A 12,230-nucleotide genomic window follows, 5' to 3' on the forward strand; every position below is an offset into this window, starting at 1 on the left:
TTCACACAAAGTTTTAGTAGTTAATTAGTAATTATATTGTTTTAATAAAGAATCAATTGAAACTTTAGATAAGGTGTCTTTAATACAGCTCATAACTTTCTCAAAGGGTGTTACTAATAATTCTGGTAAATCCGATATGATCGGATTATTTATTTGTAAATCATCACTACAGAATATATTTTTTATATTTACTTCATCTGTTATTTTATAGACATCCCATAAAGTTATATCTTTTACATCTTTTTTTAATTTTATACTAGATGTAGAAGGAACTTTTATAAGAAAATCATTTCTACATAGAAGATTTAATATATTTTTTATAACTATAGGATTACATTTTAATTCGTTAGATATATAGTCGCATGTTAACCCTTTTTCATCTCCATACACAGCGATAAATAATATCGTGTGTACTGATAGTTGAAAACGTCTACTAACTTTCATTTTTATCACCTCATGGTAATTTTAGCACACTTAATGTAGTTATTCAAATAACAAAAATGTTATCGTTTTCTAGGTTATTTGCATCAAAAAAGATACAAAAATAAAAGTTGCTTTTTGTATAAAAACGAATTACCCTATACCTATAGGGGTATATGTACCCTATATATTTTTAAATATTTCATACCCCTAGGGGTATGAAGAGGAGGTTATTATGAGATTATTCAAATCAGAAACAACTAAAACTATTACTTTTATTGTTATTTCTTCAATATGTTTACTTTTAAGTTTAGTAAACAGTATAAATAACTATTTACATTTTAATTTATCATGGGTCGCTATATTACTTTGCGGTTTACCAATCATCAAAGAAGCTTGTATATCTTTATATAAAGAATTCGATATTAAAGCCGATGTATTAGTTTCTTTAGCGCTTATCGCATCTGTTATTATAGGTGAAACTTTTGCAGCTGGAGAAATCGCAGTTATAATGACTATCGGTGCCCTTCTTGAAGATTTAACTGTTCAAAAGGCACAATCAGGAATAGAGAGTTTAATAAAATTAACGCCTCAAAAAGCTAGAGTTATAAGAAATAAACAAGAAGTTATGATTGATGAAGATGATATCCAAATAGGCGATATAATAAGAGTTATTGCAGGTGAAATCATTCCAGCAGATGGTATTATTATAAAGGGCGAAGCCTCTATAGATGAATCTATAATGAATGGTGAATCTCTTCCTGTAGATAAAACTGTCGGAGACGATGTATTAAGCTGAACAATAAATCAATATTCTACTTTTGATATGAGAGCTAGCAAAACTTCGAGCGATAGCTCACTTAAGAGAATGATAAGATTAGTAAAAGAAGCTGATGCAGATAAAGCACCTATAGTTAGTTTGACAGATAGATGGGCAACTTGGATTGTAGTTATAGCCTTAGTCTCTTCTGTTGCTACTTATTTATTTACTCATGAAATACTTAGATCTGTAACTATATTAGTTGTATTTTGTCCTTGTGCTTTAGTTTTAGCTACTCCAACAGCTATTATGGCTGGAATAGGAAATGCCACTAAATACGGTATGCTTATAAAAGGTGGAGATATAATTGAAAGATTATCAAAAGTTAAAAATATAGCTTTTGATAAGACTGGAACATTGACTTATGGCAAATTATCAATAGTAGATTATAAAAGTTTTAGTTCTGAATATAGTGACGAAGAATTTATAAAAATATTAGCATCTGTAGAAGCTTATTCAGAACATCCACTTGGAAAGGCTATAACTTCATATTATAAAGAAAAAAACGACAATCAATTATTAGAAGTTGAAGATTTTACAGTACATCCCGGAAAAGGTATAACTGCAGTTTTAAATTCTAAAAATATATTAGTCGGTAATTTAAAAATAATGAAAGATAAAAATATAAATATTAATAATAAAGATATAATTAAAATATCACAAGACTTCTTTAAAAAAGGTTGTACAGTAATTTACTTATCAATAGAAAATAAATTAATAGGATATGTAGCATTATCTGATATTTTAAGACTAGAAAGCAAATCAATAATAAATTATATAAAATCACAAAATATAAATCCAATAATACTTACTGGAGATAATGAAGCTAGTGCATCAAATATAGCTAATAAAGTCTTTATAGATAATGTATATTCTAGTTTACTTCCAGAAGATAAGATGAAAATAATTAAAGAATTAGAAAGTAAAAATTCTCCTACTTGTATGATTGGCGATGGTGTAAATGATGCACTAGCTTTAAAATATTCAAGTGTTGGGATATCTATGGGTGCTATCGGCAGTGATATAGCTATAGAAGCTTCAGATATAGCTCTTGTAAGCGACGATATAAAAAATATACCATATTTACTTTATCTATCTAAAAAAACTATGAAGACTATAAAACTAAATGTAACATTTTCATTAGTATTAAACTTTGTAGCTATAATACTTGCTATGGCGGGAGTATTAAATCCAGTAGTCGGAGCACTTGTTCATAATTTAGGTTCAGTATTCGTTATAATAAATTCAGCTAAACTATTCAAGACTAAAAATAATATCGATTTGAATAATAAAACTATATACAAGTTTACAAATACTAATATAAAAGCTCTTGATATGTAGATTTGTATTTATTTCATATGCTATTTTGGAATTGCAGGTTAGTTGATTTTTCAAACAATTAGTATTATCATATAATAATAGCAATCTAATAATGGGAGGAATTAATATGCGCCAATGTATGGATATACCAAATATTCAACTTAGAATAAAAAAAATCCAAGGTCAACTCAATGCAATATCTAAAATGGTGGAAGAAGATGTTCCCTGTGAAGATATATTAATCCAAATAAACGCAGCAAAAAGCGCTATGCATAAAGTAGGAAAAGTGGTATTAGAAGGACATATACATCACTGTGTTAAAGACGGAATTGAACACGGAGATATAGAAAAAACAATAGAAGATTTTTCAAAAGCTATAGACTATTTTACTAGAATGGGGTAATTATATAAAGTACATAAAAAGCGATAAATATTTGATATATAATCAAGTTTTTATCGCTTTTTATAATTTAATTTCATATTTTATATGTTTATAAAGTTTATGTATATTTATAAAGTAAAAATATTCATTCTATTCCATTTTGTTATATTACAAAACCACCATTAGAGCTTATCACTTGTCCTGTAATAAAATCGCCTTGTTCTGCTAAAAATAGCGCGCATTTAGCTATATCTTCAGGCTGACCAATTCTCATAAGAGGAGTTTCGTATTTTAACATTTCCATAGTATCTTCACTTAAATCTTTTACCATATCTGTATTTATTACACCTGGTGCAATTGCATTTACATTTATATTTGAAGGCCCTAATTCTTTTGCAAGGGCTTTTGTAAGACCAATCATTCCAGCTTTTGAAGCAGAATAGTCTACTTCTGAAGATCCACCAACAAGCCCCCACATAGAAGATATGTTAATTATGTGACCACTACAATTTGGAAGCATGTATTGTAGTACTTTTTTTGTAACATAAAATACTGAATTTAAGTTTGTAGATATAACTTCATTCCACTGTTCATAAGATATATCTGTAAATAGACAAGGCTTACTTATACCAGCATTATTTATTAAAACATCGATATTTTCAAATTGACCTATAGTATAATTCACAAGTGCATTTGCTTCTTCTATCTTAGATACATCTGCCTTAAACATTCTAACACTTAGACCTTCTTGTGTTAACATATCATAAAGTTCTTTCGCCTTATCTTCTGATTTATTGTAATTTATAACTACATTATAGTTATTTCTAGCAAATAAGATCGCTATAGCTCGTCCTATACCTCTAGACGAACCTGTTATTAAAACTGTTTTTTTACTTTTCATATTTATACCTCATTATATTTTTTCTTTTTATGTGTTTTATTTTCCTTTTATTAAATCTACATTCATTTTTACAATTAGCGCAACCTAAGTTTAAGTTGGATATATCTAAAAATCTCTCAGGATGTTTTTTAAGTTGATACTCCCATAAAAATAGACTTATAATCGAAAGTACTATTAAAGAATATGTATATATATTTGGGATTAATATAAATGGTGTAAAGTACATAATATGATCCCAATTATAAATTCTACACACATTACAGCATTTATTTTTCATAAAGAATACCTGAAATGGACACCATATATTTACACAAATCATATCACACCAATAATAAAATAAAAATAGCATAATTACCCATGATTTGTTTAAATCTAATTTAAAATATATATAAAATAATATTGAGTTTAAACAAATCCACGCTAAAAGCACGTTAAATGCATTTTTATTGTTAATAACTGTTTGTATACTAACTGCATTTTTATCATAGTTGTTTTTTTCTTTGTAGTGCTTTAAAAATAATTTACCGTTGTAAGTTGTTTTATTTTTACATGGAATAATTACTTTCAAAACATCATTTATCAAATATAGCCAACATATATGATAAATTTTTATGCCAAATATAAGATTGTAATTTAATATATTATATAAGTTGTTTGGATTATATATAAATACAATTAATGCTGAAAAAAATAATATAGTTCTGAGAATAAAGTTTATTCTAGATTTTTTATTCAATCTTCTTACCTCCTATATTATTTATTTAAATATTGTTTTAAATATTATAACATATAGATAATTATCTTATACTATAATATTAGAACAAAAAAATAAAGGGTTCAATTTATCCCCCTTTATTTTTTTAAGATTATTGACCTTGATGATATTTTCCTAAAAAGGCTCTAGTACGTTCATTTTTAGAATTAAATAATTCTTCTGGCGTACAATTTTCAACTATTACACCGTTATCCATAAATATCATTCTATCTGATATATCTCTAGCAAAAGACATCTCATGAGTAACTATTACCATAGTCATATTCATCTCAGCAAGTGAGCGTATAACTTTTAAAACTTCTCCTGTAAGTTCTGGATCAAGTGCTGATGTAGGTTCATCAAAGAAAAGAATTACTGGCTTTAGTGCAAGAGCTCTGGCTATTGCGACCCTTTGTGCCTGCCCTCCTGATAGTTGATGAGGGTATGCATCTTTTCTACTTTCAAGACCTAGCTTTTGTAATAGTTCCATTGCCTCTTTTTCTGCTATATCTTTAGGTATTTTTTTAACTCTTATAGGTGCTTGAGTTATATTTTTTAATACATTAAAATGTGGAAATAAGTTAAAGTTTTGAAATACAAGTCCTGTTTTTAATCTTATCTCGTTTAATACATCATTACTTGCATATTCTACTTTGCCATTATGTGTAGATACCATAACTTCTCCATCTACAGTAATTTTCCCGGAATCTATAGTTTCTAATCTATTTATACATCTAAGTAATGTAGATTTACCAGAACCAGAAGATCCTATTATAGAAACTATTTCTCCATGGTTTACTTCCATAGATATATCTTTTAGAACTTGTAAGTCTCCAAAGTTCTTCTCTAAATTTTCAACTGATAAAATTTTCATTTTTAGCCTCCTATTCATAGTAATCTAATTTCTTTTCTAAGTAGAAACAGAATCTTTCAACTACAGTATTCATAATTAGATAAAAAATACCAGCTACTATTAATGGTACTGTAGAAAATTGAGATGACATTGTAGCCCCTGCAAGTTTGAATATTTCTGCAACACCGATTACTTGAGCCAAAGCAGTATCTTTTACTAATGTCATAAGTTCATTACTCATAGGTGGTATTATTCTTTTTACAACTTGAGGTAAAATTATCTTAAAGAATGTTTCACTTTTTCCAAAGCCTAATACTGTTGCTGCCTCATATTGACCAACAGGTATAGATTCTATACCACTTCTATATATTTCAGCAATATAAGCACTATAATTTAATGTAAATGCCAGTATTGCTGCCCAAAATCTCGGTAAAGTTGTACCGAATATATAGTATGGTGCAAAATAGAAAAACATCAATTGAAGTATAAGAGGTGTTCCCCTCATAATAAGTAAAAATACTTGTATAGGTATTCTTATAATAGCGAATTTTGACATTCTACCAAAAGCTACAAACATGCCAAGTATTGATGAGAATATTATTGTTAAAAAGAATATTTCTAAAGTAACAATTGAACTTGGCAACATATTTTTGACTAAATTAATTATGCTTTCAAAATCCAATTTAATCCCCCCTGTCTAAAATTTATAAAGTCTTATATCTTAAAAAAGGCGCCAATTTTAAAGTCTTAGACTTATAAATTTGACACCTTTTAAAATATACTTTAGTCTGAAATTTTAAATTAACTATTTATCTTTACCGATTGTAGTTAAATCTTCACCAAACCATTTTTTACTTATTTTTGCTAATGTACCGTCTTTTTGCATTTCTTTTAAAGTATCTTCAACTTTTTTACATAAAGCGTTGTCGCCTTTTCTAAAACCAACACCCATTTCTTCGTCTAATATAGTAGTGTCTTCTATAATGCTGTATTTTCCTGGGTCTTTTGTCATATAGTAACGAGCAACTACTGTATCCATAGCAACTGCATCAGAACCGCCAACTTCTAAGTCCATTAATGCTTTTACATTGTCTTCAACACCTATAAATTCTTTAAAAGAATCTTTTAAATTAGTATCTTTGTCTATAGTAGCATATGCAGTTGATCCGCTTTGTGCTGCTACTACCTTACCTTTTAAATCAGCCTCAGTTTTTATTCCTGAATCAGCTAATACTACAAATATTTGTGGATTTGACATATAAGGTTCTGTAAAAGTTAGTACTTTTTCTCTTTCAGGAGTTATTCCAAAACCATTCCATATACAGTCTATATTTTTAGATGATAATTCTTGTTCTTTACTTTCCCAGCTTACAGGTTGGAATTTTGCTTTGATGCCCATTCTCTTACATGTTTCTTTAGCTAAATCGACATCAAATCCCACAATCTTATTGTCTTTATCTCTATAACCCATTGGAGGGAAAGAATCATCTAATCCTACAATTAATTCACCTTTGTCCATTACATACTGTAGTGAATCATCATTTGAAGAACTGCTAGAATCTGACGATGAACATCCGCCTAAAAGTGTACTAAACCCCATCACAAGAGCTAATGCTATAGCTGATAATTTTTTCATAATACTACCCCCTATGAATATATTAAATTTTAAAAATTACTGCTTGAAGGAATAGTAGCACATTTCGATATGTAAGTCAATATTTTCCAGTTGCATTTCGAACTATATTGTAGTTTTAAATTTAAAGATTCGTTTTTAAACTATATACAACAAATTTCTCTTTATCATCATTTTTATATAGGTCTTTTAAAATGATTTCTTTTTCTAATATAAATGGTGTTCTATATTCTAAAAATTGAATATAATCATCACTTGGATAATAAATTATTAGATCCATATCCCTAGGATTTTCTTCATAAGATATTAATATATTTTCAATTACTTTCATAAAGATTTGGACTGAAAATGGATTGAAGAAATAAAACTTGTTGTCATTTTTTTCAATTGTGTAATTTTGAGATAAATTACAGTAAAAGTTTATTTTATCTTCCATTTTTTTATGATATTGAATATATTTTGATTTATTTAGTAGAGATTCGTTATAATATATTTCATTCATTTCAACTCCAGTTGTATAACATTTGAAAAAGTGATTAATATAAAATACAATTCTTCCCTTTCCAGAGCCAAAGTCTACTATATGATCATCTTCTTCTAAATTGTATTCGTTAAATAGTGTGTCTAGTGCTTCATATAATGTTGGTTGGTATGGGTGATTGTGTGGTGAAGTCTTGTTCCAGTTTTCGTTTCCTGCTGTGTTTATATTTAATAATTTTTCATAGTAATTTTCGTTCATATTTTTTCTTCCTTATTTTATTTTTTATATGTTTATATTAACATATTTTTGTTTTTTCTTGAATTTTTTGTTGATTTTTATTTGTTAATATAATTATTATTTCCTACTAGGTATTATTGTTCATTATTAAGAATTTGTAATTTAAAGTATTAATATTATTAAAACATTTATTTTTTTGCATAAAAAAGACTTCTGCTTTGATAATTACTATCTCTACAGAAGTTTATTTTACTACCAATTTATCTCCAACCCTACATGAGCATCTTTTATATTTAAATACTTAAACATTTCTGCCTTAACATAAAATTTTGTACAATGACATGGATAAAGTTCTTTTATATTGTTTACTTTAAAATAATCTATTGTTTTATAAAGTTGATTATTTATTTCTTGAAGATGAGTCCCTCCTATTATCCCAAGCACATTATCTTTTTTTGAAACTTTTTTAGCATATTCGATTATATTGCAAATTCCGCTGTGTGAGCATCCAGTAATTATATATATTCCATCACTTGTGTCGTATAATAAAGCCGAATCGTCCATAATATAGTCATCTTTATACTCACCATCTATTTCAATTTCGCCCATTAGCTTTCTATTTTCAAAATCCACAGTATATGGAATTTGTCCTAAGTAAGTTATATTTTTGCTTACTTTAACAGGTTTATCACTAAAATTTACATTTGCAAGTTTTATTATTTCATCTTTTCTATATGGTGCTCCCATATTTGTATTTCCCTTTTTCTTTTTATTAAAAGATAGTGGGTGACAAATTATATTTATTTTATCATCTCTACTTTCTATAAAATCCCTAAGGCCTCCAGCGTGATCATAATGACCATGTGACAATACAACTGTGTCTATATCATCTAAATTTATATCCAGATTTTTTGCATTTTCCATAAATAATCCTGATGCACCAGTATCAAGTAAAAATTTCTTATCCTCATCTTCTATATAATAAGACGCTCCACCTTCACCTTTCAAATTTCTCCCGTTTATTGTGCAATTATCTATTAGTACAACTAATCTCATGATAAATCCCCCCTTTAGCTTTCTTGTAAAGCTATCATTTCTTCTATTAAATAATCGTTTATATAGTGAATCAAAGGTAAGAATACTCGATTTAAATAAGATTGTATTCTCTCATTCACCTTGCATCTTCCTAAGTGGAAATTAAATGCCTCACCGTTTAAACTTTTATTTCTATCTGTCATAACTACTAAGTAGTCGTACATTGCCTTTATATGATCATTTTTATTTATAGGTATTATGACACTTTTATAGCCACAATCTTCTTCTATAAATGATTTTTGCCAGTCTATACTTGAATATTTGACCTTTGAATCTATGTAATCTTTTATTATTTTATTATCATCTATAAATTCCCTAAATTTTATTAAATAGACATTATTGTCGTCTGTAATTGAATTTAACATATCGCTGCTAACTCTTCTAAATTCAAAACTTATCTTTCTTAAATCTTCCATATTCACTTCAAATCCACCCCACAATAAGCACAGTATAATATTGTCTCTTCGTCGGATAATACTTTTTCCTTTGAAGAGCATATATGACATTTATATTCAACTTCTTTTAACTTTTTATCTTTTAATCTATCTACATTCACATTTTTAAGTTTTTTATTGTCCATCTTTATCTTATAAATAGGCTTGTCCTTTTCTATTTGTTTTTCCATACTTGAAAAACTCATATCTAAAGATTTGCTGCTATTTAATCTTGGAGTATGGTTTATATTATAGCTAGACATACCTAAAATATCCCCTTGTTGCGATTTTAAAGGCTTTTTGTTTGTTGTATCGCATAATTTATCATTATTTTTCGTTTTATTGTATTTTTCGTCATTTGAACTCGACTCATTTTTGTCACTTTGAATATCATAATTTTCTTTTCCTACTTTTGTAGCCTTTGATTTAATCTCCCTTGTATAAAAAGTTTTTATCTCCTTTGTTAGGCCACAGTATGGGCAAAAAAGTTCATTATATATTCCTCTTTCTTGAAGATCATATGATGATACTTTAAATTCACTTTTGTAATATGGGCATACAAGTATTATATATCCTTCGTCATCTCCTAATATCTTTATATTTTTGTTAAATATTTTCATAAGACCCCTCCAATAATCTCTATACTTTATTATAGCATTTTATGTCATTAATAATGGGATTTGTATTACTTATGATATTCTATTATTTTAAATAAAAATTAAAGATGTAACTTAAACAAAATTAAGCTACATCTTTAACTACACTTTTATAATACATCTATACGTTGAAAGGTAACCTGTTCTATAACTCCCCAACTTCCTTTTTATTTAGTGGATAATCATATTTCTTTTTTATATTTAATATCTCTAAATCTAATATGCTCCACTTAAATTCTTCATGAAGGATATTAAATTTGGAATTATCATACATATAGCTATATATATAATCTAACATTTTAATATCCTGTTCTGAAACATTTTGGTTTTTACTTAAATCTGATAATCTATATATGGATTTTTTAAAATTCTCTATTAGATTATAACACTGGTCTTCTGTTAAATTATCATTCTCCATATTATCTTTTATTCTTTTTAAATCTTCAATTACATATTGGGCTTCAACCATTATATAACTCTCCCTACCCTCATAGCTTTGTATATTCCCTCTACAAATGGCTTCTTCTATAAATTCTAAATCATTTAAAATATCAATCATATCATGCATTCTTTGATTTATTTCATTACAATTAATATTATCATTATTATACTTTTTATCTATTTTGGCCCAACTTAAAAACTTTTCTGATTCAGACCATGAACTATCTATATCTATCTCACTTATCGATGTATTTACATATTTATTAATCTCCTCTATACTTCTCTGGTCTTTTAACTCACTTATAAATACATTATATTTATTACCATAATCAGATATAGTTTTATATGCTAATATAATTGCTATATATGGCTTATTAGAATTTATTAGGTCCTCCTTGCATGACTTAATCATGTACTGGTCTATATCTTTATTTGATTTATCTGGATAAATGATGTCATCTTTTTGCAATCTTTTTACCAAAGTTTTTATATACATCCTATTTCGAATGACTATTCCAGGAAGTGAAGTGTTGGGTTTAATAAGCTGTACTGCATTACGTAATTCAATATTTCCGCTTGATAATTCACATGTGATATATTCTGAAATATTATTAAAATGTTCTTTAATTTTACTGGATTTAACATTGTCATATATATATTTTATATTATCATATACACTTTTTTCATTATTAAAATTTATTGGATTGCTAGATATAATATCTATCAAACGTTCTTCTTGTGTCCTAAATTCAAAAAAATCTTCAGGAGTATTGATACATATATATACATTATTTATAAACTCAATTATTTTTATAGATTTTTCATCAATATCATACGTATGTCTTAATTCATATTCTTCTCTAAATATTGAAGAATATATTAAGTATTTTACTTTTAAACTTTCACTTTTTTTTAGATATGTCTTAAAGTTTTTACTTCTTAATATTTTATCATATTCTTCTTCAAATAAAACTTTTATTAATGTCATAGAAATTATTATTTTAGAAACATCTATATTATCAATCATTTCATTTTTTGATTTATTATCAAATTTATCATATATGTATTTTATATAATGTATTTTATCTTGTATTTCTCTTATTATTCTCTTTAATTTTCTTGGATTTTCAATGCCTCTCGTTAATTCTATTTTAAGAGCTTCAGTCTCAAGTATTTTTTCTTTTATATTTTTAACTTCTTTTTTTTCTTCATCTTTATTTGTAGCTTTTTTATTTGTAGCTTTTAATTCTTGAATACGTTTATTATATTTATACGTTCTACTATCTAAATTATACATGATACATTTAACATTATTATTAATATCTTTAATTATATTATTTAGTTTCGAATCAAAATCACAATCATTCTCTTGCATTTCATCTTTATAAACTATTTTCTCATAATATTGTAATATTTCATCTTTATCAATTCTACTTAATTCAAATCTTTTATTTATAAATTTTTCTAAAAACTCATAAGTTATTTTATTATCTTCATTTTTTACTATTGAATAATCTAGTAAAATTATTGTTTTTATACCATTAAAATTTACTATTTCTTTTATAAATGTAAGTATAGAATATCTAGTTTCATTATTCACTCTATCAAAATCATCAACTACGACTAAAATATTTTTTTTGCTTTTTGATATCAATTTATCTATATCATCTTGTAAATATAGTTTTTTTTCTCTTAAATCTAATTGGTCTATATTAATATTTTTTTTTGATAGATTGTCAATATAAGTGCAACATTTTATGTTTATGTTGCAGCGAAGACCTCTGCAGGTGTTTTATATCCAAG

General features: G+C 26.5%; 12 protein-coding genes and 1 pseudogene. 2 read left to right on the top strand and 11 right to left on the bottom strand.

Annotation, left to right across the window (positions count from 1 at the left end; all coding sequences use genetic code 11):
* Window positions 1-24: 24 nt before the first annotated feature.
* The gene (locus ABCM86_RS11365) at window positions 25-444 is read right to left on the bottom strand and encodes an Rrf2 family transcriptional regulator (protein WP_195930947.1); all 420 of its coding nucleotides are present in this window, start codon (window positions 442-444) and stop codon (window positions 25-27) included.
* A 211-nt stretch (window positions 445-655) separates the two neighbouring features.
* Between ABCM86_RS11365 and ABCM86_RS11370 the strand changes: the two are divergent.
* Both ABCM86_RS11370 and ABCM86_RS11375 read left to right on the top strand, forming a co-directional pair.
* Window positions 656-2,581 (top strand): annotated as a pseudogene (locus ABCM86_RS11370) (cation-translocating P-type ATPase).
* A gap of 106 nt (window positions 2,582-2,687) precedes the next feature.
* On the top strand, window positions 2,688-2,963 hold the full coding sequence (locus ABCM86_RS11375; RefSeq protein WP_195930948.1) for a metal-sensing transcriptional repressor: 276 nt from the start codon (window positions 2,688-2,690) through the stop codon (window positions 2,961-2,963).
* Between the two features lie 142 nt (window positions 2,964-3,105).
* On the opposite strand, the gene fabG is transcribed toward ABCM86_RS11375, so the two are convergent.
* From fabG to ABCM86_RS11425, 10 genes are all read right to left on the bottom strand, one after another.
* Complete coding sequence (gene fabG / locus ABCM86_RS11380) at window positions 3,106-3,843, bottom strand: 3-oxoacyl-ACP reductase FabG (RefSeq protein ID WP_195930949.1); 738 nt, start codon at window positions 3,841-3,843, stop codon at window positions 3,106-3,108.
* Entirely contained in the window at window positions 3,833-4,579 is a 747-nt protein-coding gene (locus ABCM86_RS11385) for a hypothetical protein (RefSeq protein ID WP_295574609.1), read from the bottom strand. The genes fabG and ABCM86_RS11385 overlap by 11 nt, the downstream gene beginning before the upstream one ends.
* A gap of 130 nt (window positions 4,580-4,709) precedes the next feature.
* Complete coding sequence (locus ABCM86_RS11390; RefSeq protein ID WP_195931800.1) at window positions 4,710-5,471, bottom strand: amino acid ABC transporter ATP-binding protein; 762 nt, start codon at window positions 5,469-5,471, stop codon at window positions 4,710-4,712.
* 10 nt (window positions 5,472-5,481) lie between these two features.
* Window positions 5,482-6,096 carry an amino acid ABC transporter permease gene (locus ABCM86_RS11395; RefSeq protein ID WP_195931803.1) on the bottom strand — a complete coding sequence of 205 codons (615 nt, stop codon included), beginning with the start codon at window positions 6,094-6,096 and terminating at the stop codon, window positions 5,482-5,484.
* A gap of 159 nt (window positions 6,097-6,255) precedes the next feature.
* Window positions 6,256-7,086 carry an amino acid ABC transporter substrate-binding protein gene (locus ABCM86_RS11400; protein ID WP_295574605.1) on the bottom strand — a complete coding sequence of 277 codons (831 nt, stop codon included), beginning with the start codon at window positions 7,084-7,086 and terminating at the stop codon, window positions 6,256-6,258.
* Window positions 7,087-7,207: 121 nt separating this feature from the next.
* On the bottom strand, window positions 7,208-7,822 hold the full coding sequence (locus ABCM86_RS11405) for an SAM-dependent methyltransferase (protein WP_195931802.1): 615 nt from the start codon (window positions 7,820-7,822) through the stop codon (window positions 7,208-7,210).
* Window positions 7,823-8,053: 231 nt separating this feature from the next.
* On the bottom strand, window positions 8,054-8,857 hold the full coding sequence (locus ABCM86_RS11410; protein WP_343004039.1) for an MBL fold metallo-hydrolase: 804 nt from the start codon (window positions 8,855-8,857) through the stop codon (window positions 8,054-8,056).
* Window positions 8,858-8,871: 14 nt separating this feature from the next.
* Window positions 8,872-9,318: a hypothetical protein gene (locus ABCM86_RS11415; RefSeq protein ID WP_343004040.1), complete on the bottom strand. Its 447-nt coding sequence runs from the start codon at window positions 9,316-9,318 to the stop codon at window positions 8,872-8,874.
* Complete coding sequence (locus tag ABCM86_RS11420; protein ID WP_343004041.1) at window positions 9,315-9,950, bottom strand: hypothetical protein; 636 nt, start codon at window positions 9,948-9,950, stop codon at window positions 9,315-9,317. Before ABCM86_RS11420 ends, ABCM86_RS11415 begins: the two co-directional genes overlap by 4 nt.
* Window positions 9,951-10,131: 181 nt before the next feature.
* On the bottom strand, window positions 10,132-12,192 hold the full coding sequence (locus ABCM86_RS11425) for a P-loop NTPase fold protein (protein WP_343004042.1): 2,061 nt from the start codon (window positions 12,190-12,192) through the stop codon (window positions 10,132-10,134).
* Window positions 12,193-12,230: the final 38 nt, after the last annotated feature.

Origin of the sequence: Clostridium sp. 2218st1_F5_2218SCRN_220325 (assembly GCF_039062665.1) — a bacterium.
In the GTDB taxonomy this organism is placed as follows: domain Bacteria; phylum Bacillota; class Clostridia; order Peptostreptococcales; family Peptostreptococcaceae; genus Intestinibacter.